This is a genomic window from Mycobacterium sp. ELW1, assembly GCF_008329905.1.
Classification (GTDB): domain Bacteria; phylum Actinomycetota; class Actinomycetes; order Mycobacteriales; family Mycobacteriaceae; genus Mycobacterium.
Genome location: NZ_CP032155.1, coordinates 3,983,942 through 4,009,472 on the forward strand (window position 1 = coordinate 3,983,942; position 25,531 = coordinate 4,009,472).

At 66.9% G+C, this 25,531-nt stretch carries 27 protein-coding genes; 7 read left to right on the forward strand and 20 right to left on the reverse strand.

Features of this window, described 5'->3' with window-relative positions; translation table 11 throughout:
• Nucleotides 1-73 precede the first annotated feature (73 nt).
• Nucleotides 74-934, reverse strand: coding sequence for a type I methionyl aminopeptidase (map, locus tag D3H54_RS18890; protein ID WP_149380354.1), 861 nt, complete (start codon nucleotides 932-934; stop codon nucleotides 74-76).
• A gap of 9 nt (nucleotides 935-943) precedes the next feature.
• Nucleotides 944-1,519: a DUF1707 SHOCT-like domain-containing protein gene (locus D3H54_RS18895; RefSeq protein ID WP_149380355.1), complete on the reverse strand. Its 576-nt coding sequence runs from the start codon at nucleotides 1,517-1,519 to the stop codon at nucleotides 944-946.
• Between the two features lie 43 nt (nucleotides 1,520-1,562).
• Here D3H54_RS18895 and D3H54_RS18900 point away from each other — a divergent pair, with 43 nt between their 5' ends.
• Entirely contained in the window at nucleotides 1,563-1,964 is a 402-nt protein-coding gene (locus D3H54_RS18900) for a QcrA and Rieske domain-containing protein (RefSeq protein ID WP_168214910.1), read from the forward strand.
• Between the two features lies 1 nt (nucleotide 1,965).
• On the opposite strand, the gene D3H54_RS18905 is transcribed toward D3H54_RS18900, so the two are convergent.
• The gene (locus tag D3H54_RS18905) at nucleotides 1,966-2,880 is read right to left on the reverse strand and encodes an NAD(P)H-dependent flavin oxidoreductase (RefSeq protein WP_149380356.1); all 915 of its coding nucleotides are present in this window, start codon (nucleotides 2,878-2,880) and stop codon (nucleotides 1,966-1,968) included.
• A gap of 138 nt (nucleotides 2,881-3,018) precedes the next feature.
• On the opposite strand from D3H54_RS18905, the gene D3H54_RS18910 reads away from it, so the two are divergent.
• Nucleotides 3,019-3,312, forward strand: coding sequence for a DUF3892 domain-containing protein (locus D3H54_RS18910; protein WP_149380357.1), 294 nt, complete (start codon nucleotides 3,019-3,021; stop codon nucleotides 3,310-3,312).
• A gap of 9 nt (nucleotides 3,313-3,321) precedes the next feature.
• On the opposite strand, the gene D3H54_RS18915 is transcribed toward D3H54_RS18910, so the two are convergent.
• From D3H54_RS18915 to dxr, 6 genes are all read right to left on the reverse strand, one after another.
• Nucleotides 3,322-5,145, reverse strand: a complete 1,824-nt coding sequence (locus D3H54_RS18915) for a penicillin-binding transpeptidase domain-containing protein (protein WP_149380358.1) — start codon at nucleotides 5,143-5,145, stop codon at nucleotides 3,322-3,324.
• A 99-nt stretch (nucleotides 5,146-5,244) separates the two neighbouring features.
• Nucleotides 5,245-6,348: a glycoside hydrolase family 16 protein gene (locus tag D3H54_RS18920; protein ID WP_149380359.1), complete on the reverse strand. Its 1,104-nt coding sequence runs from the start codon at nucleotides 6,346-6,348 to the stop codon at nucleotides 5,245-5,247.
• 309 nt (nucleotides 6,349-6,657) lie between these two features.
• Nucleotides 6,658-7,512 (reverse strand): GNAT family N-acetyltransferase, encoded by an 855-nt coding sequence (locus D3H54_RS18925; RefSeq protein ID WP_149380360.1) that lies wholly within the window; start codon nucleotides 7,510-7,512, stop codon nucleotides 6,658-6,660.
• A gap of 43 nt (nucleotides 7,513-7,555) precedes the next feature.
• Nucleotides 7,556-8,707 carry a flavodoxin-dependent (E)-4-hydroxy-3-methylbut-2-enyl-diphosphate synthase gene (ispG, locus tag D3H54_RS18930; protein ID WP_149383624.1) on the reverse strand — a complete coding sequence of 384 codons (1,152 nt, stop codon included), beginning with the start codon at nucleotides 8,705-8,707 and terminating at the stop codon, nucleotides 7,556-7,558.
• A 47-nt stretch (nucleotides 8,708-8,754) separates the two neighbouring features.
• Nucleotides 8,755-9,984, reverse strand: a complete 1,230-nt coding sequence (locus D3H54_RS18935) for a M50 family metallopeptidase (protein ID WP_149380361.1) — start codon at nucleotides 9,982-9,984, stop codon at nucleotides 8,755-8,757.
• The gene (gene dxr, locus D3H54_RS18940) at nucleotides 9,981-11,147 is read right to left on the reverse strand and encodes a 1-deoxy-D-xylulose-5-phosphate reductoisomerase (RefSeq protein ID WP_149380362.1); all 1,167 of its coding nucleotides are present in this window, start codon (nucleotides 11,145-11,147) and stop codon (nucleotides 9,981-9,983) included. Before dxr ends, D3H54_RS18935 begins: the two co-directional genes overlap by 4 nt.
• Before the next feature lie 192 nt (nucleotides 11,148-11,339).
• Between dxr and D3H54_RS18945 the strand changes: the two genes are divergently transcribed.
• The 4 genes from D3H54_RS18945 (at nucleotide 11,340) to D3H54_RS18960 (ending at nucleotide 14,470) form a co-directional block, all read left to right on the forward strand.
• The gene (locus D3H54_RS18945; protein ID WP_149380363.1) at nucleotides 11,340-12,002 is read left to right on the forward strand and encodes a fasciclin domain-containing protein; all 663 of its coding nucleotides are present in this window, start codon (nucleotides 11,340-11,342) and stop codon (nucleotides 12,000-12,002) included.
• 101 nt (nucleotides 12,003-12,103) lie between these two features.
• On the forward strand, nucleotides 12,104-12,694 hold the full coding sequence (locus D3H54_RS18950) for a fasciclin domain-containing protein (RefSeq protein WP_210419749.1): 591 nt from the start codon (nucleotides 12,104-12,106) through the stop codon (nucleotides 12,692-12,694).
• Between the two features lie 120 nt (nucleotides 12,695-12,814).
• The gene (locus D3H54_RS18955) at nucleotides 12,815-14,158 is read left to right on the forward strand and encodes a cryptochrome/photolyase family protein (RefSeq protein WP_149380365.1); all 1,344 of its coding nucleotides are present in this window, start codon (nucleotides 12,815-12,817) and stop codon (nucleotides 14,156-14,158) included.
• A 57-nt stretch (nucleotides 14,159-14,215) separates the two neighbouring features.
• Nucleotides 14,216-14,470 carry a DUF2631 domain-containing protein gene (locus D3H54_RS18960; RefSeq protein WP_115319363.1) on the forward strand — a complete coding sequence of 85 codons (255 nt, stop codon included), beginning with the start codon at nucleotides 14,216-14,218 and terminating at the stop codon, nucleotides 14,468-14,470.
• Here the strand turns inward: D3H54_RS18960 and rlmN are convergent, their stop codons facing one another.
• From rlmN to D3H54_RS18990, 6 genes are all read right to left on the reverse strand, one after another.
• On the reverse strand, nucleotides 14,471-15,562 hold the full coding sequence (rlmN, locus tag D3H54_RS18965) for a dual-specificity RNA methyltransferase RlmN (protein ID WP_149380366.1): 1,092 nt from the start codon (nucleotides 15,560-15,562) through the stop codon (nucleotides 14,471-14,473). It lies immediately after the preceding gene.
• A gap of 17 nt (nucleotides 15,563-15,579) precedes the next feature.
• Nucleotides 15,580-16,446: a phosphatidate cytidylyltransferase gene (locus D3H54_RS18970; RefSeq protein ID WP_149380367.1), complete on the reverse strand. Its 867-nt coding sequence runs from the start codon at nucleotides 16,444-16,446 to the stop codon at nucleotides 15,580-15,582.
• 23 nt (nucleotides 16,447-16,469) lie between these two features.
• On the reverse strand, nucleotides 16,470-17,027 hold the full coding sequence (gene frr / locus D3H54_RS18975) for a ribosome recycling factor (RefSeq protein ID WP_149380368.1): 558 nt from the start codon (nucleotides 17,025-17,027) through the stop codon (nucleotides 16,470-16,472).
• A 12-nt stretch (nucleotides 17,028-17,039) separates the two neighbouring features.
• On the reverse strand, nucleotides 17,040-17,792 hold the full coding sequence (gene pyrH / locus D3H54_RS18980) for a UMP kinase (protein ID WP_149380369.1): 753 nt from the start codon (nucleotides 17,790-17,792) through the stop codon (nucleotides 17,040-17,042).
• A 125-nt stretch (nucleotides 17,793-17,917) separates the two neighbouring features.
• Nucleotides 17,918-18,271, reverse strand: a complete 354-nt coding sequence (locus D3H54_RS18985) for a Fe-S protein (protein WP_149380370.1) — start codon at nucleotides 18,269-18,271, stop codon at nucleotides 17,918-17,920.
• Between the two features lie 39 nt (nucleotides 18,272-18,310).
• Nucleotides 18,311-18,988 carry a class I SAM-dependent methyltransferase gene (locus D3H54_RS18990; RefSeq protein WP_149380371.1) on the reverse strand — a complete coding sequence of 226 codons (678 nt, stop codon included), beginning with the start codon at nucleotides 18,986-18,988 and terminating at the stop codon, nucleotides 18,311-18,313.
• A gap of 46 nt (nucleotides 18,989-19,034) precedes the next feature.
• Between D3H54_RS18990 and D3H54_RS18995 the strand changes: the two genes are divergently transcribed.
• Nucleotides 19,035-19,460 carry a MarR family winged helix-turn-helix transcriptional regulator gene (locus tag D3H54_RS18995; RefSeq protein ID WP_149380372.1) on the forward strand — a complete coding sequence of 142 codons (426 nt, stop codon included), beginning with the start codon at nucleotides 19,035-19,037 and terminating at the stop codon, nucleotides 19,458-19,460.
• A 41-nt stretch (nucleotides 19,461-19,501) separates the two neighbouring features.
• On the opposite strand, the gene D3H54_RS19000 is transcribed toward D3H54_RS18995, so the two are convergent.
• Genes D3H54_RS19000 through D3H54_RS19020 form a run of 5 tightly spaced genes read right to left on the reverse strand, consistent with a single transcriptional unit; the run spans nucleotide 19,502 to nucleotide 25,493 of the window.
• Entirely contained in the window at nucleotides 19,502-21,481 is a 1,980-nt protein-coding gene (locus tag D3H54_RS19000) for a primary-amine oxidase (RefSeq protein ID WP_149380373.1), read from the reverse strand.
• 6 nt (nucleotides 21,482-21,487) lie between these two features.
• A complete protein-coding gene (locus tag D3H54_RS19005; protein WP_168214911.1) occupies nucleotides 21,488-23,008 on the reverse strand; it encodes an APC family permease in 1,521 nt (506 codons plus the stop codon).
• Between the two features lie 24 nt (nucleotides 23,009-23,032).
• Nucleotides 23,033-23,755: an ABC transporter ATP-binding protein gene (locus D3H54_RS19010; protein ID WP_149380374.1), complete on the reverse strand. Its 723-nt coding sequence runs from the start codon at nucleotides 23,753-23,755 to the stop codon at nucleotides 23,033-23,035.
• Between the two features lie 2 nt (nucleotides 23,756-23,757).
• Entirely contained in the window at nucleotides 23,758-24,324 is a 567-nt protein-coding gene (locus D3H54_RS19015; protein WP_149380375.1) for an FtsX-like permease family protein, read from the reverse strand.
• Complete coding sequence (locus D3H54_RS19020; RefSeq protein WP_168214912.1) at nucleotides 24,324-25,493, reverse strand: ABC transporter permease; 1,170 nt, start codon at nucleotides 25,491-25,493, stop codon at nucleotides 24,324-24,326. The genes D3H54_RS19015 and D3H54_RS19020 overlap by 1 nt, the downstream gene beginning before the upstream one ends.
• Nucleotides 25,494-25,531: the final 38 nt, after the last annotated feature.

Genomic DNA, 25,531 nt, shown 5'->3' on the forward strand with positions numbered 1-25,531 from the left:
GTCGTGGCGCCGAGCGTGCGGTTTCGTCCGCAACACGCCGCTGATCGCGTACGAGGACGCACACTCGCCACGATTACGGCGCCAGCGTCAGAATTTCCGCGCCGTCTTCGGTGACGACCAGCGTGTGCTCGAACTGCGCGGTCCACTTGCGATCCTTGGTGGCGACCGTCCAGCCGTCGTCCCAGATCTCGTAGTCCAGCGCCCCGAGGTTGATCATCGGTTCGATGGTGAACGTCATCCCCGGCTCCAGCACGGTCTCCACCTCAGGCTGGTCGTAGTGCAACACCACCAGTCCGTTGTGGAACGTGGTGCCGATTCCGTGACCGGTGAAGTCGCGAACAACGTTGTAGCCGAACCGGTTTGCGTACGCCTCGATGACCCGGCCGACCACCGACAGGGCCCGACCGGGCTTGACGGCCTTGATCGCGCGCATCGTCGCCTCGTGCGTGCGCTCGACCAGCAGGCGGTGCTCCTCGCTGACCTCACCGGCCAGGAAGGTGGCGTTGGTGTCACCGTGCACACCGTTGATGTAGGCCGTCACGTCGATGTTCACGATGTCGCCGTCCTCGACGACCGTAGAGTCGGGGATGCCGTGGCAGATGATCTCGTTCAGCGACGTACAGCACGACTTCGGAAATCCCTTGTAGTGCAATGTCGAGGGGTAGGCGCCGTGATCGATCATGTAGTCGTGGGCGATGCGGTCCAGCTCGTCGGTGGTGATTCCCGGCGCGACGGCCTTACCCGCCTCGGCCAGCGCGCCCGCGGCGATCCGCCCGGCGATGCGCATCTTCTCGATCACCTCGGGCGTTTGAACCCAGGGCTCGCTGCCTTCGGCGACCGTCGACTTACCGACGTATTCCGGTCGCTCGATCGCCTTCGGGACAGGCAGTTCCGGTGCAACGGTTCCGGGCCGGAGTGCGGTACGTACGGGCATGTTGCCAGCCTAATGGCGCCGTAGCAGCGGACGCTTGGGGCCGCGAACGTTGACCGACCCCATGACCACCCGGCCGGTGAGCACGACGTGCGGGGTGCCTTCGGCCGGGGCGTCCTTGCGGCGATCGCGGGCGCTGCCGGCGTACACGGTGACGTCGTCGATGGAGGCGCTGGCGCCGTCGGGCAGCCGCAAATCCAACGACCCGCGCACCATGTCGAGCTCGATCACGACGACGGGTCCGGCGAACCGGGCGGTGGTCAGGTCGAGGTCGACCGAACCCAGGCGGCGCACCAGCGCCAGCCGGGTCGGCACCGTCCACTCGCCCTGCCGCCGCAGCGAGCCCATCCAGCCGCGCAGTTCGACCCGGTCGGCGGCGGAGGTGACGATGGCACCGGGCCCCGGCAGATCGTCGACCAAGACCTCGAGATCGGAGTGCATCCGCGCCGCCGACACCTGCGCCGAGCGCTCCTCGAATTCGCCGATGTCGATCAGCCCGAGCGCGACGGCGTTGTGCAGCCGCCGCAGCGTTCCGTTGCGGTCGGCGTCGGAAACCCGCAGTCCAGGGGTGTGTTCGGTTCCGGTCATGGCTTATCCACGGTACCTGCTCGACCTCGACTAGCCTGGGCCGATGAGTGCGTCGATCTCTGGGCTGCCGCGCCGAACAGTCCTGATCGGGGCAGCCGTCGCCCCGATCGCGGCCTGCAATTCCAATACCGGTGAACTGGTGTCTCCGCCGACGACCACTGCCCCGGGCCAGGTGCTGGCGGCCACCACCGACATCCCGGTGGGCTCCGGGAAGGTGATCGGCGACACCGTCGTCACCCAACCCACCGCGGGCGTCTTCGAGGGATTCGTGGCCCGGTGCACGCACGCCGGCTGCAAGCTGTCCACGGTGACCGACGGCGCGCTCGACTGCCCGTGCCACGGCAGCAGGTTCGGCCTGGACGGCGCGGTGCTGCGCGGTCCCGCCGTGACGCCGTTGACCCAGGTCGCGGTGAAGGTCGCGGACGGCAACATCGTCGCCGGCTGACTCAGAGCCGCGCCGCGGCCCCGGTGAGCACATCCTGCGCGCCGAGCCAGGTCTCGCGGACGATGTCGGCGACCGGCAAGACCTCGCCGATGCGCGAGGAGACCTGGCCGGTGTTGGCCACGCTGGCCTCCATGTCGCCGTCGAAATAGAGCTCGGTGACGCCGCTGATCAGCGGCGCGGTGGCCCCCTCGGTCGACACCCGACGGGCCAGCCCGACGTGCAACACCCGCATCGTGGGATTGCCGGGAAGGTCGAGCAGGATCGTCCCGGAATCGTCGGCTGCGACGATGGCGTCCTTGAAGTTGGCGTGCACCGCCGCCTCTCGGCTGGCCAGCATGCGGGTGCCCATCTGGACGCCCTCGGCCCCCAACACCACCGCCGCGGCGGCTGACCGGGCGTCGCAGATTCCGCCCGCCGCGATCAGGGGCAGGTCGACCTGATCGGCGATCAGCGGCAGCAGCACCAAGGTGGACGCCCCGAGCGCCGATTTGAATCCCCCACCCTCGACGCCCTCGACCACCAGCGCATCCACTCCGGCGTCGACGGCTTTGTGGGCGCCCCGCAGCGATCCCACGACGTGCACCACCGTCATCCCCGCGTCGTGCAGCCGCGCGGTGAACACCGCCGGGTCGCCCGCCGAGGTGAAGACGTGGCAGATGTTCGCCTCCGCCAGCACATCGACGATCGACGGGTCCCGTTTCCAGCCCTGGATCATCAGGTTGGCGGCCACCGGCCGGTCGGTCAGATCACGTACGCGCAGCAGGTCGGCGCGACCTTCCGGAGTGAGGGTTTCGATCACTCCGAGTCCCCCGGCCTCGGACACCGCAGCGGCCAGCGACGCCCGCGCGATGTAGGTCATCGGGGCCTGGACGACGGGATAGGCAACGCCCAGCAGACTCTGAATCCGGTTGGCCACGCCTCATCTAAACACCGGGTGCCAGGGGGTCCCGATCAGGCACCGACTCGCAGAAACTTCTTACCCGACCGTGCATTTTTGGCAAACCGAGGTAAACTGATCTGCACGCTGTCTAGCTGCATAATTAGAGGTGTTTTGATGCGCTATCAAATAATTGCCCGGCGTATGTCGCCCGCCGAGAGCGACGATTATCGCCATCTGGTGGCGGTTCAATATCAAGTCGGGAACGATGTCGACACGTGTCCGCGCGAGCACATGGTCCGGCGGCTCGAGCGTGGCGACACGGCGATCGTCGCGAGCGATCAACACCACTCCGAAGTCGGTGTCTTCGACCTGAACACTGCAAGGGCGTTGCGGCGGTCCAAGTATCTGCGCACCTACGGTGACGACGACTTCTGGAACGAGAGCCTGTCGTACCTGCCGACGTTCTGAGGCCGCCGGTCAGGCCAGATAATCGGCGGGAAGCTCCTGCAGCATCATCTTGACCATCCGGACCGCATACTCCGAACTTCCGCCGCCCACGATCAGCGCCGCGAACGCCATATCGCCGCGATAGCCGGCGAACCAGGCGTGCGAGCCACCCGCGAACTCGGCCTCGCCCGTTTTACCCCGCACGTCGCCCGCGTCGTTGATGTCCTTGGCGGTGCCGTTGGTGACCACCAGGCGCATCATCGGGCGCAGACCGTCGAGCATCGCCGGGGAGATCGGCGGATGATCACCGGTCTCGGAGGTCTGGCTACCCACGATCAGGTGCGGGGTCGGCGTCTTGCCCGCGGCCACAGTCGCGGCCACCAGCGCCATCCCGAACGGCGTGACCAGGACCTTGCCCTGGCCGAATCCGTCCTCGGTACGTTCGGCCAGGTTCACCGTCGGCGGCACCGTGCCGGTCACCGTGGTCAACCCGTCGATGGTGTAGTCCGGGCCGATGCCGTACTGCGAGGCCGCCACGGTCAGCGCCGTCGGGGGCATCCGGCTGGCCAGTTCGGCGAACGTGGTGTTGCAGGAGTTGGCGAACGCCTTCGACAACGGGACCGTGCCCAGGTCGAACTTGTTGTAGTTCGGCACCGTCCGGTGGCCGATGTCGATCTCGCCCGGGCAGCCGAGCAGCGTGTTGGGGGTGGCCATGTTGCGGTCGATGGCCGCGCCGGCGGTGACGATCTTGAAGGTCGAGCCGGGCGGATAGAGGCCGGTGGTGGCCGCCGGCCCGTCGGCGTCGGCCGCCGCGTTCTGCGCGACACCGAGGATCTCGCCGGTCGACGGCCTGATCACCACCAGCATTGCCTTGCGGCCCTGGGTGTCGACGGCGTGCTGGGCGGCGTTCTGCACGGACCGATCCAGGGTGATCGAGATCGACGGGGCCGGGGTGGGCGCCACCTCGTGCAGCACGTCGATGTCGGCGCCGTTCTGGTTGACGCTGACGACTCTCCAGCCGGCCTCGCCGTCGAGTTCGTCGATCACCGCCTTCTTCACCTGGCCCATGACGGCCGGGGCGAATCGCTCATCGGTGGGCAGCAGGTCGGCCTGCGGAGTGACGACGACGCCGGGCAGCATGTCCAGCGCCTGGCCGACCTTGTCGTGGTCCACCGGCTTCAGGGTGACCAGGTCCAGCGGGGCGCTCGACGAACTGGCCTGCTCGGCGAGCCGCTGCGGGTCCAGGGTGTTGTCGAACTGGCGCAGCTGGTCGGCGACCACCCGCGAGGTGGACATCAGCGCGGAGCCGGCCTTGGCGGCGTCGAGCTGGTAGCGGTAGAGGTTGGCCGGAGCGAGCACGTCGGTGCCGCCGAGTTCATTGACCGACGCCCGCCGCGGCGGATCGGACCGCAGCGAGAAGTGCTGGTGCTCACCAAGTTTCGGATGCAACCCGGCCGGGGTCCAGCGGACGTGCCAATTGCCCTCGTCGCGGATCATCTGCAGCACGCCGTCGTAGGTCCAGGTTCGTTTCTTGGGCAGCTGCCAGGTGAAGCGGTAGTTCACACTGCCGGTGTCCTCGGTGTAGCGCGAGCCGAGGATCTGGGCGTCGAGGTGGGTGGCCTGCAGGCCAGCCCACGCCTCGTTCAGCGCGGCCTGCGCGTCGGCCGGGCGGTCAGAAAGCTGGGCGGCCGACGCGGTGTCCCCCTTGGTGAGGTCGGCGAAGAACTTCTCCGCCGCCGGGCCCGGCCCATCGGGGCGCGGGGTGCACGCCGACAGGGTCGCCGACGCCGCCACCACCGCCAAAACCGAGATGACGCCTGTTACTCGTGTTGCTAATGAGGTGCAAGTAGCCATTGGGGCAAATGTTATGAGGCCGTGACCGGAAAAGGCCGCAAACACACCGACGCCCGACTCCCCAGTCGGAAGTCGGGCGCGCGGGCGGCAGCCGGGATCTCAGGTGACCGCGGTAAGCGAGTACTGCTTGGCCCAGGCGACTTCCATCTGGGCACCCGCGGCGATGTCGGGACCCATGGTGTCGAGCTGGATGCACAGGTGCATGGCGCCGGGCGGGAATTGCGACTTGTTGGTCGAGGTGAACAGCGGTACACCGTCGACGTAGGTGGTGATCTGCGTCGGCGTCCACTTCACCGCGTAGGTGTGCCACTGCGTGGCGTCGACCGCCACGCTGGCTTTGATCTGCTTGTTCGACGGCCCATAGTGCAGAACGGAATTCACCGTCTGGCGGGTCGGGTCGTCCCACATCTCCATGAAGTCGACCTCGCCGCCCTTGGGCCAGTTCTCGGCGTCCGGCCACAGCAGCAGGACGGGATCGTAGTTGGCGGCGCCGGCCGGCACCCGAAGGCGAACTTCCCAACCGCCGTACTTCTGGCCGGGCGTCCACGCGATGCCCTCGTCGTTGCCCTGCGCGTCGCCGGTGATGGTCATCGTGCCGTTCGAGAACGACAGCGCGCTCGGCGTGCGGGTGCCCTCCGGATGGGTGCCGGTGTAGACGACGAACTGGGACAGAACCGAGGCGTCGGTGAAATTCACCGTGCGGGTCGGCGCCCCCCACGTACTGGGACCGGTGCGTGGCGCCGTCGTGCCTGTCGACGGGGCCGCGGTCCTGGTCGCCGCGGTCAACGCGGTCTGGACCTGGCGGAAGAAGGAGTGCAACGCAGACGTCACCATGGCCATCGGGTTGGGTACCGCAGACTTGGCGGCCGACGTCCTGCTCACGGCTGGCGAGTCGGTCGGCGTGGCAGTGATCGCCGACGATGTCAGCACCCCCGCGCTGCGGGTGGCCGGCACGGTGGCGGATCGCGTGGTCGACGTGGCGGAAGTGGCAGGCTTCGCCGGCCGAGCCGAGTGCGCTCCGGCAGCCGGGCCTGCCGAACTCCGCGGAGCCGAGTGTGCTGACGGCGACGTGCCCGATCCTGATGAGGTGTCAGCCGCGGCGGCGCCGGCACCGGACAGGATTGCCGCACCGATTCCGAGGGCGGCGACTGCGCCGCCGGTCCACCCCGCACAGATGGCCGGCGTGAAAGATTCTCGCCCCATGTTTCCCCCTACCCTGCCGGCGGCACAGGCACCACCACGGCGGTCACCCCGATACCGGCCTCGGCTGGCGCGACTTTGTCGCGCAACAAACATAGCGCGAATTGACGCCCGCAGAACCCGACTCGCGTAATCCGTTCGCCCACACCCGCCTCGGGTCGGTCACAGGATCGACGCCCGAATACTCCTTGACCCGGGTTGTGCGATGACGGCTTGGCATGTGCCGCAGCGGATTTCGGTCCGGGTTTGACGCGGACGACGGCAATGACGGCGACGTGCGATCAGATCGAGCAAATGTGAGTATGACGAAACTCAGTCGAGCAGGACGGTCGCGAACATCCCGACCTCGGCGAAACCCACGCGCGCATACGCCGCACGGGCGACCGCGTTGAAGCTGTTGACGTACAGGCTCGCAATGCGCCCGCCGTTGACCACCGCGGCGGCGACCGCCGCGGTGCCCGAGGTGCCGAGCCCGTGGCCGCGCCACTCCGGATGCACCCACACGCCCTGGATTTGGCCGACCACCGGAGACTGCGAACCCACCTCAGCCTTGAACACCACCTGCCCATGCTCGAAACGCGCATAGGCCCGGCCGGCCGCGATCAGGCTGGCGACCCGGCGGCGATAACCCCGGCCACCGTCGCCGATCCGCGGATCGATACCGACCTCGCCGATGAACATGTCGATCGCGGCGACCAGGTAGGCGTCGAGTTCGTCGACCCGCACGCGTCGCACCGCCGGGTCGATCCGTGCGGACGGCGACACACCCAGAGCCATGAGCGGTTGGTGGTCGCGCACATCGCGCGCGGGCCCCCAGGCGTGCTGCAGACGGTCCCAGAGCGGCAGCACCAGTTCGGCCCGGCCGACCAGAGACGAGCAGCGCCGCGCGGTGCTCATCGCCTTGTCGGCGAACGCATACAGATCGGGTTGCGCACCGCGCAGCGGAATCAAATTCGCCCCGGCGTAGCAGAGGGATTCCTCAGCGCGCCTGCGTGTCCAGAGCTCGCCACCGATCGCCTGCGGCTCGACGCCGTGGTCGGCGACCCGCGCGGCGACCATGCACAAGCCGACCGGATCGTCGGCCAGCACCCGGCCCACCGCCGCGGCGTCGCGCACCACCGATACCCGTCGCTCGTCGACCAGACGAAACAGTGGCGGAGCCGACATGGGCCTTACTTTCTGCGGTGTGACACCCCGGCGGGTTACGCCATCAGCTTACGGTCACGACAGGCGAACCGCTGGCAGATGTGCCGCTGTCACGCTGGGCGTCGCCGATCTCGGCGGCCAGTCTCATCGCCTCTTCAATCAGCGTCTCGACGATCAGCGCCTCGGGCACGGTCTTGATCACTTCGCCCTTGACGAAAATCTGACCCTTGCCGTTGCCCGACGCCACGCCGAGATCGGCTTCACGCGCCTCCCCCGGACCGTTGACGACGCATCCCATGACGGCCACCCGCAGCGGCACGTCGAGTCCGTCCAGGCCGGCCGACACCGCGTTGGCCAGCGTGTAGACATCGACCTGGGCCCGCCCGCACGACGGGCAGGACACGATCTCGAGACCGCGGGGCCGCAGATTCAGCGACTCCAGGATCTGGATGCCGACCTTGACCTCTTCCACCGGAGGGGCCGACAGCGAGACACGGATGGTGTCGCCGATCCCGCGGGACAGCAGCGCGCCGAACGCGACCGCGGACTTGATGGTGCCCTGGAACGCCGGCCCCGCCTCGGTGACGCCGAGATGCAGTGGGTAGTCACACTTTTCGGCCAGCTGCTCGTAGGCGGCCACCATCACGACCGGATCGTTGTGCTTGACGCTGATCTTGATGTCGCCGAAGCCGTGCTCCTCGAACAGCGAGGCTTCCCACAGCGCGGACTCGACGAGGGCTTCCGGGGTGGCCTTGCCGTACTTCTCCATGAACCGCTTGTCCAGGGAGCCGGCGTTGACCCCGATGCGGATCGGAATGCCGGCGGCGCCCGCCGCCTTGGCGACCTCGCCGACCCGGCCGTCGAACTCCTTGATGTTGCCGGGGTTGACACGCACGGCCGCGCAGCCGGCGTCGATCGCGGCGAAGATGTACTTCGGCTGGAAGTGGATGTCGGCGATCACCGGGATGTTGCTGTGCTTGGCGATCTCGGCCAGCGCGTCGGCGTCTTCCTGGCGCGGACACGCCACCCGCACCATGTCGCAGCCGGCGGCGGTCAGCTCGGCGATCTGCTGCAGCGTCGTGTTGACGTCGTGAGTCTTGGTGGTGCACATCGACTGCACCGAAATCGGGTAGTCGCTGCCGACGCCGACATCGCGCACCATCAGCTGACGGGTCGTGCGGCGTGGCGCCAGAACGGGTGCGGGCGGGGCCGGCATACCGAGGCCGATGGAAGTCACGTCTTCGTCTCCAAACTTCAGGGCGACTACTGGAACAGTCGAATCGGGTTGACCAGGTCGGCAGTGACGGTCAACAGCATGTAGCCGACCACCACGACGAGGATCACGTAGGTGGCGGGCATCAGCTTCAGGTAATTGACCGGCGCCGCGGCGACTTTGCCGCGCGCCGACCGGAGCAGGTTGCGGATCTTCTCGAACACCGCGATCGCGATGTGACCGCCGTCGAACGGCAACAGCGGAACGAGGTTGATCGCGCCGAGCACGAAGTTCAGCTGGGCCAGGAAGAACCAGAACGCCACCCACAGACCGTGATCGACGGTGTCGCCGCCGATGATGCTGGCGCCCACCACGCTGATCGGGGTCTCGGGGTCACGCTCGCCGCCGCCGATGGAGTGCACCAGCGCGCCGACCTTGGTCGGGATCTTGGCCAGCGACTTGCCCAGTTCGACGGCCAGGTCACCGGTGAACGCGAATGTCGCAGGGACCGCCGACAGCGGGTTGTACTGCGTGGGCCCGAATACCTCGGGCGCGACGCCGATCGCACCGACCGTAGTGGGCGCGGTCGCGTCCTTCGACGTCCACCGCTGGGTCGCGGTGACGTCCACGGTGGTGGTGAATTCGCGAGACTGCCCGTTCTCGACACGATCGACGGTGAACACGGTGGGACCGTTCACCTTGCGCACGGCGGCGACGAGTTCGTCGAAGGTTCCGACGCGCGAATCACCGACTTTGGTGATGACGTCGCCCTTCTTGATGCCGGCCAGCGCGGCCGGGCCGGGCCCGGTGCAGTCCCCCGCCTTGTCTTTGCTGACTTGTGGTGCCACACAAGCGGTTTCACCGACCATCGCATTGGTCGGTTGATGCAGGTTGGGCAAACCCCACACAACGGCGATCCCGTAGATCAGCACCAGACCGATGATGAAGTTCATCGCCGGCCCGGCGAACAGCACCGCCACCCGCTTCCAGGTGTCCTGCCTGAACATCGCGTAGGGACGGTCTTCGGGCGCGAGTTCCTCCACCGACGTCATGCCGGCGATATCGCAGAAGCCACCGAGCGGGACGGCCTTGACGCCGTACTCGGTGGAGCCGAGCTTGTTGGGCCGGTGCGTCGACCACAGGGTCGGCCCGAAGCCCACGAAGTAGCGGCGCACCTTCATCCCGGTGGCGCGGGCCACCCACATGTGACCGCACTCGTGCAGCGCCACGGAGATGAGGATGCAGAGTGCGAACAGCACAATGCCGATAACGAACATCATCGGATTGAAGCGACCTCCTGTGTGACGGCCTCGCGGGCCCGTTGCCGTGCCCAGCGCTGCGCGTCAAGTACTTCTTCCACGGTAGCGGGTTCGGCGGCCCACTGGTCCGCGGCGTGCAGCACGTCGGCGATTGTTCGCACGATGGCCGGGAACCGGATCTTTCCGGCCAGGAAGGCCTCGGCGGCCTCTTCGTTGGCGGCGTTGTAGACCGCGGTCAGACAGCCGCCGGCCTGGCCTGCCTCGCGAGCCAGATCGACGGCGGGAAACACCGAGGCGTCCAGCGGCTCGAACTCCCAGGTGGAGGCCGTGGTGAAGTCACAGGCCGCGGCCGCGGCGGGCACCCGGTCGGGCCAGCCCAGCGCGAGCGAGATCGGCAGTTTCATGTCCGGCGGGCTGGCCTGGGCGATCGTCGAGCCGTCGGTGAACGTCACCATCGAGTGCACGATCGACTGCGGGTGCACCACGACTTCGATGCGCTCGTAGGGAACACCGAACAGCAGGTGCGTCTCGATCAGCTCCAGACCCTTGTTGACCAGCGACGCCGAGTTCAGCGTGTTCATCGGGCCCATGTTCCAGGTGGGATGGGCGCCGGCCTGCTCGGGCGTGACGGGCTCGAGCTGGGCCGCCGACCAGCCGCGGAACGGACCGCCGGAAGCAGTGAGCACCAATGCGGCGACCTCGTCGGGGGTGCCCGAGCGCAGGCACTGGGCCAGCGCCGAGTGCTCGGAGTCGACGGGCACGATCTGTCCAGGACTGGCTGCCTTGACCACCAGCGGTCCCCCGGCGACCAGCGATTCCTTGTTGGCCAGGGCCAGGCGGGCGCCGGAGGCCAGCGCGGCCAGGGTCGGTTCCAGCCCCAGGGCCCCGACCAGAGCGTTGAGCACGACGTCGGCCTGCGTGTTCTCGACCAGCCGGGTAACCGCGTCGGGCCCGCTGTAGGTGACCTCGCCGACCTTGTCCGCTGCGACCGGGTCGGCGACGGCGATGCTGGTCACGCCGGTCTCGGCCCGCTGCCGGGCCAACAGCTCGGGGTTACCGCCACCGGCGGCCAGGCCGACGACTTCGAACCGGTCCGGATTCTCGGCGATGACCTCCAGCGCCTGGGTTCCGATGGAACCGGTGCTGCCCAAAATCAGGACCCGGAGACGATTGGCGGCGCTCACCTCTCAATTGTGCCGCGTGCGGACCGCAATGCCGGCATCGCCGCCGATTCGTGCCCGCTGAGATGTGACGCGTTTGTGACCCCACCCCGGGTGCACCCGTCCGGAACGCGGCGCGTGCCGAATTGCCTGTGCATTGCCGATCAAGACCGGTCGGACCGACTGGAAACGATTCACACGACAAGGGAGTCACCTATGGCATTTCATCGCACCGTTCTGAGCGCTGTCGGACTGACGGCGGCGGCCGTGCTCTTCGCAGGCTGTTCCTCGACCAGTACGACCGCGGAGTCCTCGTCGTCGAGCACCTCGCCTGCGGCGACCACCACAACCACGACCACCACCTCGGCGGCGGCCGCTCCCGCCGGCACTCTCGTCGGCCCCGGGTGCGCGAGCTACGCCGAGCAGGTCCCCACCGGACCAGGTTCGGTGTCCGGCATGTCGAAGGACCCGGTGACGGTGGCAGCCAGTAACAACCCGCTGCTGAAGACGCTGACCTCCGCGCTGTCGGGCAAGCTCAATCCGAACGTCAACCTCGTCCAGACTCTCGACAGCGGTCAGTTCACGGTCTTCGCCCCGACCGACGACGCCTTCGCCAAGCTCGATCCCGCCACCGTCGAGAAGCTCAAGACGGACTCGAACCTGTTGACGTCGATCCTGACCTACCACGTGGTTCCGGCGCAGGCCAGCCCCGCTCAGGTCGTCGGCCAGCACAAGACCGTCCAGGGCGCAGAGGTGACGGTGACCGGCTCGGGTGACGCACTGAAGGTCAACGACGCCAACGTCGTCTGCGGCGGTGTGCAGACGGCCAACGCCACCGTCTACCTGATCGACACGGTGTTGATGCCGCCCGCCCAGTAACTCGGCGCGCTCCGCTCATCGCACGACAACTCGCAACACATCTCAACGGTGCGCTGACCTCTTCCGGCGCAACGTATTACGAAAGGAATGATCGAATGTCGATGAAAGTATCCACGAAGGTGGCTTCGATGGCCGGCCTCACCATGGCCGCGGTTTTCTCGGTCGGGTTGGCTCCCGTCGCCGCCGCCGACAACCACTCGGGACCGGTTGGCCCCGGCTGCGCGGCGTATGCCGAGCAGGTGCCCACCGGGCCGGGTTCGGTGAGCGGTATGTCGATGGCCCCGGTGGCCACAGCCGCATCCAACAATCCGATGCTGACCACCCTGACGGCTGCGTTGTCCGGCAAGTTCAACCCTGAGGTCAATCTGGTCGACACCCTCAACGGCGGACAGTTCACCGTGTTCGCGCCGACGGACGCCGCGTTCGCGAAGATCGACCCGGCCACGATCGACCAGCTCAAGACCAACAAGGATCTGCTGACCTCGATCCTGACCTATCACGTGGTCCCGGGTCAGGCCACACCCGACAAGGTGGTGGGGACGCACAAGACGGTCCAGGGCGCGGACGTAACGGTCACCGGCTCGGGCGATCACCTGCAGGTCAACGGGGCCAACGTGGTGTGCGGCGGCGTGCGCACCGCCAACGCCACGGTGTACCTCATCGACACGGTCCTGATGCCGCCGGCGCAGTAGACAAGCGGGACCCGCACGCCGGCCGGCTCGGTCATCGAGCGCGTCGGCGGCGTGCGGGTCACCCCGCGGGCGCGGGCCGCGTCGCGCATACCTTCGGCACGGAAAGGGCAGCATAGAAACATGCCCGCACTGCTGTGGTTCCGCCGCGACCTGCGCCTGAACGATCTGCCCCCGCTGTTGGAGGCTGCCGCCGACGGCGCGGACGTGCTCGCCTGCTTCGTGCTGGACCCTCGCCTGGAGAAATCATCAGGCCCACGTCGACTGCAATTCCTCGGGGACTCGTTGCGTACGCTCGCCGACTCCCTCGACGGCCGCCTGCTGATCACCCGCGGGCGGCCCGAGGAACGAATTCCGTTGCTGTGCAAGCAGATCAATGCCACCGAAGTACACATCTCGGCCGACTTCACTCCGTTCGGGGTGCGGCGCGACGCGGCGGTCAAGGCCGCACTCGCCGAGACGGGGGCGACGCTGCAGGCCACCGGATCGCCCTACCTCGTCACGCCGGGTCGTGTCACCAAGGACGACGGCACCCCGTACAAGGTCTTCACCCCGTTCCTCGCCCGGTGGCGGGAAGTCGGCTGGCGCGGGCCGGCCGCCTCGGCGACGGCGTCGGTGAAATGGATCGATCCGGCGGACCTGCCGGCGAAGCTACGGGTAGAGGCCCCCGACCCGGGCGCCGATCTGGACCTCGAGGCCGGTGAGGCGGCGGCGCTGGCCGGGTGGAAAGAGTTCGTCCACTCCCATCTCTCCGACTACGACGAGGACCGCAACCGGCCGGACAAGGCGGCGACCAGCCGCATGTCGGCGCATCTGAAGTTCGGCACGATCCACCCGAGGACGATGGCCGCCGATCTGGACTTCCGCGCCAAGGGCCCGGCCTCGTATCTGCGGGAGCTGGCGTTCCGGGACTTCTACGCCTCGGTGCTCGACCAGTGGCCGGACAGCGCGTGGTGGAACTGGAACCGCAATTTCGACGCCATCGAGGTGGACACCGGCCCGGAGTCGACGAAGGCCTTCGAAGCCTGGAAGGAGGGCCGCACCGGCTTCCCGATTGTCGACGCCGGGATGCGCCAGCTGCGCGACTCGGGATTCATGCACAACCGGGTGCGGATGATCGTGGCGTCTTTCCTGGTCAAGGACCTGCATCTGCCGTGGCAGTGGGGTGCGCAGTGGTTCCTCGAGCAGCTGGTCGACGGCGACATGGCCAACAATCAGCACGGCTGGCAGTGGTGCGCCGGCTCGGGAACCGACGCGGCCCCCTACTTCCGGGTGTTCAACCCGACCACCCAGGGCCAGAAGTTCGACCCCGACGGCGAGTACATCCGGCGCTGGGTGCCCGAGTTGGCCGATGTCGATGACGTCCACAAGCTCAAGGGCGGCCCGCCGCCCGGTTATCCGGAGCCGATCGTCGACCACTCCGCCGAGCGGGTCGACGCGTTGCGGCGCTACAGCCAGATCGGCTGAGCTCGCGGTGAAGCGGTGTGCCAGAATTACCGCAATTGCCGAGTGACAGGAGCCGCAATGGTCAGCACCGAGGTGGAGCGCTATTCAGAGGTCGATCCGGCCGACGTACCCTCAGCTGCCTGGGGCTGGAGCAAGATCAACCCGCGCACCTGGCACGCTCTCGGCATCTTCGTCACGGTCTTCCTGCTGGCGATGCTGAAGGGTAACCACGTCGGCCACGTCGAGGATTACGTGCTGATCGTGTTCGCGGTGCTGGTGTTCGGCGCGACCGTGCGCGACTGGTGGGGTCGTCGCCGCGGCTGGATCCGCTAGCTACCCGCTCGCGGCGAGCTGACCGCACGCCGCCGCGATCTCACGCCCGCGGGTGTCCCGCACGGTGCACGAGACCCCTTGCGCCTTCACCCGGCGGACGAACTCGCGTTCCACCGGTTTGGGGCTGGCATCCCACTCACTGCCCGGCGTCGGGTTGAGCGGGATCAGGTTCACATGCACCAACGGACCGAGGGCCTGATGCAGCTTCTTGCCGAGTAGATCAGCGCGCCAGGCCTGATCGTTGACGTCGCGGATCAACGCGTACTCGATCGACACCCGCCGGCCGGTCTGGTCGGCGTAGTACCGCGCGGCGTCAAGGACTTCGCGCACCTTCCATCGCAGGTTCACCGGCACCAGGGTGTCGCGCAGCTCGTCATCCGGGGTGTGCAGTGACAGGGCCAGCGTCACACCGAGGTGTTCGTCGGCGAGCTTGCGCATCGCCGGTGCCAGCCCGACGGTCGACACCGTGACCGACCGCGCGGAGATCCCGAAGCCCTCCGGAGGCGCCGCGGTGATGCGCTGCACGGTGGCAAGCACCCGCGCATAGTTGGCCAGCGGCTCGCCCATCCCCATGAACACCACATTCGACAGGCGCTCGCCGAATTCGTCGCGCGACGTCACCGCCGCCGCCCGAACCTGCTCCAGGATCTCGGCGGTGCTCAGATTGCGGGTCAACCCGCCCTGTCCGGTCGCGCAGAACGGGCACGCCATGCCGCAGCCGGCCTGCGACGAGATGCACACCGTGTTGCGGTTCGGGTAGCGCATCAGCACCGACTCGAAGGTGGTGCCATCGTGGGCGCGCCACAACGTCTTTCGGGTCTCGCCCGCGTCGCACTCGATCTCTTTGGCCACCGAGAGCAGCTTCGGGAACAGCGCATCGGCGACGGCGTCGCGGACCGCCGCGGGCAGATCGGTCATCTGCTGCGGGTCGGCGAGCAACCGCCCGTAGTACTGCTGCGCGAGCTGCTTGGCCCGGAATGCCGGCAGCCCGAGTTCGGCCACCGCGGCCGCGCGGGCGTCGGCGTCCAGGTCGGCGAGATGCCGCGGCGGTAACCCACGCCGCGGCGCCTCAAAGACGAGCTCTTGTTTCATTGGCTCCAGTATGGCGGTCAGGCCAGCAGAGTCAGGACTATCCAGCCGGCGACCGCCGACGGCAGCATCGCGTCGATGCGGTCCATGATCCCGCCGTGGCCCGGCAGCAGCGTGCCCATGTCCTTGATGCCGAGGTCGCGTTTGACCTGGGATTCGACCAGGTCGCCGAGCACGCCGGTGATCACCAGCATCAGCCCGAGCGGCAGGCCGACCCAGGCCGGTTTGTGCAGCAGGAACGTGACCGAAAGCACGGCCGCGGTGATGCCGAACAGCAGTGAGCCGCCCAGCCCTTCCCAGGATTTCTTGGGGCTGATCGCCGGGGCCAGCAGGTGCTTGCCGAACAGCACGCCGGCCGTGTAACCGCCGATATCGGCGAACACGACGGTGGCGATCACGGTGAAGACCCGGGCGCCGCCGTTGTCCTGGAAGATCAGCAGTGCGGTGAAACTCGCGAACAACGGCACCCAGGTGGCCAGCAGCACCGAGGCGGCGATGTCGCGAAGGTAGTTGACGGGCTGCTCGCGCAGCCCCTGGCCGAGCAGGCGCCACACCATGGCGACGACGATCGTGCCGCCGTAGGCGCCCAGCGTTCCCGCCACGCCCCACGGCCAGGCCAGCCAGATCATCGCCTGCCCGCCGACCAGCAGCGGCACGACGGGCATCACATACCCGTGCTCGCGAAGCCGGCGGACCACCTCATGCGTGGCGATCGCCATCGCGATGGCCAGCAGCGGCATCCACCACTTCGGGGCGAACAGCAGGCTGCCGATCGCCATCGCGCCGAGCACGGCGCCGACGGCGATGGCGGCGGGCAGATCACGCCCTGCGCGCGAGCTCTTGGGCGCTGGCTGCGCGGCCGCGCCGCCGGTATCGGTTTCCGCCACTTCGATGCGTTGCTGAAAGGTGGCTACACCTCCAGCAATTCGCCTTCCTTGTGCTTGACCAACTCGTCGATCTGGCCGACGTAGGTGGCGGTGGACTTGTCCAGATCCTTCTCGGCGCGCCCGACCTCGTCCTCGCCGGCTTCGCCGTCCTTGCGGATTCGGTGCAGTTCCTCCATGGCGCGACGGCGCACGTTGCGCACCGACACCTTGGCGTCCTCGCCCTTGGACTTGGCCTGCTTGACCAGATCGCGGCGGCGTTCCTCGGTCAGCTGCGGGATCGACACCCGGATGATGTTGCCGTCGTTGGTGGGGTTCACACCGAGATCGGAGTGACGGATCGCGTCTTCGATCGCCCGAAGCTGCGACGCCTCGTAGGGCTTGATGACGACCATCCGCGCCTCGGGCACGTTGACGCTGCACAGCTGCGTGATCGGCGTCGGCGACCCGTAGTAGTCGACGACGACGCGCGAGAACATTCCCGGGTTGGCCCGTCCGGTCCGGATGGACGCCAAGTCGTCGCGGGCGACCGCGACGGCCTTCTCCATCTTCTCTTCGGCATCGAAGAGAGCCTCTTCAATCATGTAGTGGTCCTCTCAACCGCTGACCAGAGTTCCGATCTTCTCACCTGCGACCGCTCGGGCGATATTCCCGTCGGTGAGCAGGTTGAAGACCAGGATCGGCATTCCGTTGTCCATGCACAAACTGAACGCCGTGGCGTCGGCGACCTGAAGCCCGCGGTCGAGCACTTCGCGGTGGCTGATCTCGGTGAGCATCTCGGCGTTCGGATCCTCCCGCGGGTCGGCGGTGAACACACCGTCGACCGCCTTGGCCATCAGCACGATGTCCGCACGGATCTCCAGGGCACGCTGCGCGGCGGTGGTATCGGTGGAGAAATACGGCAGGCCCATGCCGGCGCCGAAGATGACGACGCGGCCCTTCTCCAGGTGCCGCACCGCGCGCAGCGGAATGTAGGGCTCCGCGACCTGCCCCATGGTGATGGCGGTCTGGACCCGGGTGACGATGCCTTCCTTCTCCAGGAAATCTTGCAGCGCAAGGCTGTTCATCACCGTGCCGAGCATGCCCATGTAATCGGAGCGGGTGCGCTCCATCCCGCGCTGCTGCAACTGCGCACCGCGGAAGAAGTTCCCGCCGCCAATGACGACGGCGACCTGGACGCCACTGCGGACCACCTCGGCGATCTGGCGGGCCACCTGGGCGACGACGTCAGGATCGAGCCCGACCGATCCGCCGCCGAACATCTCCCCGCCGAGCTTGAGTACCACCCTGTTGAAATGCGGACGCAATTCCCTCGTGCCGGCACCGTTGCTGTCGGCCGTCTCCCCCATCAGACTCCTCGGACTAGTCGGGCTCCTGGCATGAGAGTGCCATCCCGGCGACATTCGGGACGGCACTTCCATCCTGCCTCATCGCCGAACATGCCGATTTCTCGGGTTCACACCTGATGCGCACGTCACCACAGCACAGCGATACCCGCTGCCGCCAGCGATAAGACCCCCACCGAGAGGAAAACCGGGCGCGGGACGGGCTCGCCGGTGCGCCGCTGCCGGGCGTTGCCCATACCGAGCAGGCCGCCGATCACCACCAGGATGGCCAGCTTGACCCCGATCTTGGGGTAGTTGAGGACGGTTCCGGCGGGCCACGGTGCGGCCAGCGCCAGCCCGGTCAGCAGTGACACCAGCAGCCCATAGTCCATCAACCGGGTGGTACGAAACCTCCGGGCGGCCCCCTCGGCCGCCCAGGCGCCGAACGTCATCGCGAACCCGACGATGTGCACCAGCACAACTACGTGGCGTAGTAGTTCCATGCGGTGAGCCTACGATACGGCGTGCCCTGACGGCAGCAATCAGCCCAGGTGCGCCGAGAGCAACCAGGCCGGCATCGACTTGCGGCCCTTGGCCTCCTCGCGCAGGTCACCGCCCGCGAACTCCACCATGTGCGCCATCTCCTCCGGCACGTTCGCGTGAATGCGCGCCGGCCGGATCTCGTCGATCACCCAGTACGGCTCGACCGCGGCACGCAACTCGTCGGCGGTCACGGGATGCGCGGGCCCGTTGGCGGGCATGGTCGCGGCATCGAAAACCAGGACGAAGTACGACGCCCCCGGTGCGGCCGCACGCACGATGGAGCGCTGATAGCCGTCACGCAACTCAACCGGCATCGAGTGGAACAGGGTGGAGTCGACGATGGTGCCGAATCTGCCGTCGTAGCCGCCGAAGTCACTGATGTCGGCGACGTCGAAGCTCGCGTTGCTCAGGCCGCGCTTGGCCGCCTCAGCCCGGGCGAGCTCGATGGCCGCGGGCGACAGGTCCAGGCCGACGGTGGTGAAACCGCGCTCGGCGAGGTAGATCGAGACGGCCGCCTCCCCGCAGCCGGCGTCGAGGACATCACCATGGAACTTGCCCTGTTCGATCAGTGCCGCGATTTCGGGCTGGGGCTCGTCGATACTCCACGGCGGACGAAAACCCGCGAACCCGGGAGCCGCCTGACGGTAGGCCGAATCAAAGAGATCTTCTGTACTCATACCTCCAGGACTATCAACCACGTTGATATATGTCAATATCATTGACATGGGTGGAGGCCACGACGAGACGCTCGGCTACCTGATGCACCGGGTGGCCTCGGCGCTGCGCGCCGAAGTGAGCGCCACCGCGCTCGAACCGGCCGGCCTGTCGTTCCCGCAATACATCTGCATGCGAATTCTGTCCCGCTTCCCCGACCGCTCCAACGCGGAACTGGCCCGCGACACCGGCGTCTCACCACAGGCGATGAACATGGTGCTGCGCAGCCTGGAAGAACGCGGGCTGGTCACCCGCCCCGACACCGTGGCCTCGGGCCGCTCGTTGCCGGCCAAACTGACCCGCGCGGGTGCCGAGCTGCTGGGCAGCACCGAGACGGGTGTGCGCGCCGCCGAGCAGCGGCTGATGGCGGGCCTGTCCGCCGAGCAGCGGCGAGAATTCCGTGCGATTCTCGCCGCCCTCGGTCCCCCGGACTAGAAGCCGCCACCGATTACGTTGTGGTGCAGCACCGTTGGCGGTCAGTGATTTGCGTGGCAGGCCTTCGGCGGTGACGGTGGCAGGTCGAGCGCGGGATTGCCGTCGAAGAACCCGATCGGCTTCAGGTGGAATCCCGCATACGCACACGGCATCACCGGCCAGTCCTCCGGCCGCACGATGTGGTGCGCGCCGAGGGTGTACCAGAGCACCACATCGGTGTCCTCCAGCGGAGCGTCGTCGGCCACGTACTGCGGCAGCCCCTGCGCCTCGGCGCACTGGTACATGTAGTCCCCCGCGGCGAACTTCTCCGCCGGGTCGTACTTGGTCACCCACAGGTTGTGCTGGACGAACTTCGCCCGGTCGTAGATGTAGGAACCCTCCTGCACCATCACCGGAACGATCTCGCGCGGCACCAGCTTGTAGCCCACCGGGCTGCCGAGTTCGTTCTTCTTCGACGGGTTGGTCACCTTCCAGTACCGGCCGGTGCCCCAGTTCCAGTCCCTGGCACCCTCGGCTTCTGACGCCACCAACGTGTCCTTGGTGATCCAGGCGTTGTGGTGCGGGTTGAGCGCGGGGTCCGGCTCCACCACCGAATCCACCTCGTACACACTGTTGTTCGGCCCATCAACGCTCATGTCGAGCCGGAAGTTGAAGAAGTGCTGGTGGTTGGGGCCGTAGATGCCGGGGGCGACGAGCTTGCCCCAACGGGGCGACTCCCCGTCTTCGACCGCACCCGTGGTGAGCACCCCGGAGAGCTTGACCTCCATCTCGATCGACGCGTCGTTGTACAGGTACCAGAAGAACCCGTACTCGTAGTTGCCGACGGTGCAAATCATCGAGATCACCAGCCGGCGCGACCGACGCACCTCGACCTCGCCCGTGCGAAAGTCGGTGTGCTTCCAGGAGATTCCGTAGTCCTCCTCGTGCATGCAGATCGCGTTCGGGATGGTGACCGCGTTGCCGTCGGAGTCGTGCACCATACCGTCGAAGTAGAAGATCTCGCCAAGGCAGTCGCAGCCCAGGGTCAGTGGGTTCGCCGAGAAGCCCATGCCGACCTCACCCATGTCGAACACGTTCTTGTTCCAGTGTGTCGGTGAGGTATCCCCGTACGGCACCACCATCTCCGAGAGCGCGGCCCGGTACATGATCGGCCGGACCGTACCCCGGTCGTTGTAGGTGATCTCGTGCAGCGTCAGGCCCTCGCGGGGGTTGAATCCCACTCGTAGCGACCACTTCTGCCACTCGACCTTCCACCCGTCGACGGTGAAACTCGGCCCGTCCGGCTGGGTGATCTCGATGGTCTTGACGTCGTCCCGGAACTCGGTGAAGGCCGGCCGGTTGTCGGCGTCGAACATGAACTTCGCCGAGTAGTTGCCCGCCTTGGGGGGCAACGGCACCACGCCGTGGTCTTCGACGTCGAGCACCGTCATGGAGTCGAGGTCGAAGGTCACGATCACCCCCTCCACCGGACGCGCGTATCCGTGCTCCGACGGCGCCGCCCGCATGAACGTCAACGGGCGACAGATCAGCGGCGAATTCTCGTAGTGATCCTGCGCGCCGTAATAGCCGGCCGGCCACGGATCGATCATCGCCAGGTCGAAATCGGTGATGCCGCGCTTGCGCATCGCCTCCTGCCAACGCGGGTCCGCACGGACCACTTCCTCCACGCCGGTCATGTGCTCGACCAGATACGACGGGAAGCGGCCGGGAATCGCCGTCCAGGACTCCACCACCCGGGCGCCGATGTCGACGACGGACTCGTAGATCATCTTGGCTGCCCCGTCGTACATCGTGCAGGACGCCCGCCGCGGGACATCGGTCACCGACTCGAACGTCAGCCGCGCGTTCTTGTCCGGCTCGGCGAGCTGGATCATCACGAATTTCAGTGTCGGAGTTGCATAGTCGGACTCTTTGACGATCGAGGCCGCCATCTCGATCTCGGCGCCGCTGAGCGGGTCGAGCGGGTAACAGGCTCGGTCATCGGTCGTTCCCGTGCTCAGCACGGTGCTGTCCATGGTCATGGTCGGTCAAACCGCCTCAGGGCTCGGTGTTTCGGACTTCTTGAGATCGAGGACGGCCAGATGCGCCAGTGCGTCCTCTTTGGTCATCTTGTGCGCCGAGCGCCGGCCGAAGATGTAGACGATGACGCCCAGGGCGAACATGCCGACCGCGATGCTGCCGGTCCACATCATCCAGGTGCTGTCGGGGACGTCCTTGATCCACGACTTGGCGAACGAGTAGTAGATGCCGCCCAGCGTGCCCAGCGTGCCGATGGTCACCGTGATCCAGACGCCCACCGTGCCGCCGGGAATCCGCCAGAACTTCTCGGCGGCATAGCGATCGGCGTACTTCTTGCGCGCCAGGATGACCGGGAACAGGAAGAAGAACCCGGAGATCAGCCAGGCGATGGACAGACCGCCCTGCAAGAACACGGTGACGTTGGCCATGCTGCTCTGCGAGTACAACCCGACGATCAGCAGCGACGACAGCACGCCCTGGATCAGCACGGCGGTGACGGGGTTACGCGTGCGCGGGTTGAGGTGGGTGAAGATTCGCGGCAGGTGACGCTCCAGGCCGGAGACGAAGATCAGCCGCGAATAGGTCACCTGATAGCTCATCAGCGCGACGAACACGATGCAGGCCAGCACCACGGCCGCGACTTCCATCACGCCCTTGGGTGCGGCGGTGCCCAGCATGCCGATGACGCCGGTGACCGGGTCGACCTGGTCGGCAGGCAACACCATGACGGTGCCCAAGGTGGTCAGCAGATAGATCAGGATCAACGCGATCGACCCGTAGACCACCATCTTCGGACCGGACTTGCGCACCGAGAGGAACTCCGCGCCCATGTTGTAGGGCGTCTCGACACCGACCAGGTAGAGCAGCACCGTGCCGTACAGGAAACCCGCACCGGCGAAATCGGGTACCAGGGCGGCGTGCGCAGTGAACGGCTGAGCCGACCCGTTGCGGAACGCGTAGACGACACCGGCGATGAAGATGACGGCGGTCAGTGCCCAGTAGATGACGAAGACGGTGTTCATGATGCGTTGGTTGGCAGCGAGTTTGGCCAGGGCCAGACCGATGACGGCCCACAGCAGCGCCACCTGAATGATGATCGTGAGTGTCAGGCCCAATTCGGCGTGGAATGCCAGCAGCAGGAACTGCAGGATGATCGCCGGTGAGGACGCGGAGTTGAGCACCACCGGAATCCACGACAGGTAGCCGCCGATGAATCCCCATGTCTCGCCCATGGTTCGGGTCGCCCAGATATAGACACCACCTTCACCGGGCCACAGGTTGCCGAGTTCGGCGACCGCCATGCCCGCTGGAATCAGGAACGTGAGGATGCCGAGAATCCACATCGGGATCGCGGTCCAGCCGCCGGCGGCCATGATCGACGAACCGGTGATCCAGCAGATGATGAAGACGTAGGTGGCGGTCAGACCGAAGGTGGTCATCACCTTCGGCAGTACCTGCTCGGGAACGAGCTCTGTGGTCAGCAGCTTGTCACGCCCAGCCGAAGCCGGCGCGTCTATTTGTTGCGTCATACGTAACTCCCCATCGGAGTTGGATCAATTGATGATTTGTCCGTCTCTCATCCGGACGACACGGCTCGCTTCATCGGCCACCGTGGGATCGTGGGTGCTGGCAACGACCGTCACGCCCAGCGTTGAGCACAGGTCGCGCAGCATGCGCACCACCGTCTCCCCCGTACGGTGGTCCAGATTTGCAGTCGGCTCGTCGGCCAGCACCAGCGTCGGGTTGCTGATCAGCGACCGCGCGATCGCGGTGCGCTGCTGCTCGCCGCCCGACATCTTGGTCGGCTGGTGGTGCACCCGGTGGCTCAGCCCGACCAGGTCGAGCAGGTCGAGTGCGCGCTGCCGCAACGCCTTACGGTCGTACGGCTCGAACATCAGCGGCAGTTCGACGTTCTCCACCGCGGACAGGAACGGGATCAGGTTGTAGCTCTGGAAGATGAACCCGATGGTGTCGTGACGCAGTGCGGCGAACTGGCTTTCGGTCAACCTGGCGGTGTCCCGGCCTGCGATCAGTACCGACCCTTTTGTCGGCCGGTCCAGGCCGCCGATGATGTTCAGCAGCGTTGATTTGCCGCTCCCGCTCGGACCCATCAGGCAGACGAATTCGCCTGGCATCACGGTCAACTCGGCGGAGATCAGGGCTTTGACGACTTCGTCGCCGAGCTTGTGCAACTTCCACACGTCACTGATCTCGATCACCGGCGACGGCTCGGGTGCCGATGTGACGTCGGGGATGGCGTCTTCGACTGCGGTCATGTCTAACCTCCGGTCGACAAGGAGTGCACGGGGGGACGCGACGCCGCGTTCCAGGTGGGTATGACGCTGGTCGCCAGGGCGGCGGCAATGCTGACGGCGACCGCGATCGCCGCACCGAATCCAAGACCGGCCGCCGACACCCCGGTGGGCACCAGACCGAGCATGCCGAGTGCGACGGCGGCGACGATCGCAAGCACCACACCGAAGATCGCTCCGAGCGTGGCCGCGACCGCAGGCTCGACGAGCAGTGCGGCGATGACGGGACGGCGCGGCACTCCGGTGGCGCCGAGCACCCCGAGCTCGCGGGTGCGGTGCGCGATCGTGCGGGTGGTCGCCACCGCCACTTCCACGACACCCACCAGCAGCACGGTGATCGCGATCAGGATGACGGCCCGGCCGATTTCTCCTGCATGGCCCAGCGACGCCGACTGTTCCTGGATGCCGGCGGACATTCCGAAGACGATGACGACGAGGAAGGCACCCGTGGCGGTGGTGACGATCGGTAGCATCATCTCGCGGACCCGGCGCCGCGCCGCCAGCCAGCCGTAGGAAAGTCCGAACATCATCATCAGCGCGCTCCGAGCAGGTCGACCGGACGGTTCTGCAGTAGGCGATGCACCGGTATCAGCGCACCGACGATCGCCATCGCGGGCAGGAAGCCCGCCACCATTCCGGTCGCCTGCAGCCAGGCGACCGGAGTGGCGATGCCCGGAATCACCAGCCACACAGCGACTCCCGCGGTCAGCACGCCCACCAGGTAGGCAGCCATGAACACGACGGCGGATTCCACCAGGAAGAAATAGAGCACCTCGTCGGCCAGGCCGATGCTGGACATGATGCCGAATTCACGGCGGCGTTCCTGCACGGCCGCCAGGAACGACGACACCGCGATGATGAAGCCCAGCACCAGTCCGATGATCGAGATGATGCCCAGTGTCGAACTGGTGACCTTGCCGGAGAACAACGCCGAGAACTTCTGATCGAACGTCAGCGGGCCGGTACCGCCCACCGTGTCGTAGATCAGTCCCGGGCCGCCGGGATCGGGTTTGACGGATGGGTCGGAGGTGGACCGCAGACCTACCGCGTCACCGAATGTGCTGCCGAGGCTGCGGCTCTTCTCCTGGCCGGTCGGCGCGTACACCGTCCACCACCCGTTGTCGCCCACCACCGTGCGTGCCAGTGGAGTCGGCACGGTGACCGATTCTCCCGCGCCGCGCACCACCACAGCGAGGCTCTGCGAGCCGACGCTGATCCGGTCACCGTCGTGTACACCCAATCGCTGCGCGACACCGGATCCCAAAACCGCTTGCCCGTCCGGGATTTCGTCACCGCCGCGCAGTGAAACCGGCGTCCCGCCGATGTCGGTGGTTCCCGAGAGAGTCTTGATCGCACGCCACCCCCCAGGGGCGTCGATCACCGGTATCGGACCATCGGCGACAAGCGCCTGTACCGAGCTGTCGTAGTGCACGCCCGCGGCAGGCACCGCCCACAGTTGAGCACCACCGAGCACGTCGGTCACCGAATCGGCGCCGGTGATGGCGAAGCTCGACGAGATCGTGCGCACCACCGTCACGCAGGTGATCGCCAGTGCGATACCGAGAACCGACAGCACAAACCGTTCGGGCCGCCGGCGGATGTTCGCCCAAGCAAACCGGAGCAGACGCACGAACGTCTTGTTTCCAGATGTTGTGGCGATCACCGATGGCCGCGAAATCGTTGTGGACGCAGAGGTTTCCACACCGAAAATATTCGGCCTGGACTGTTTCGGCCACCGAA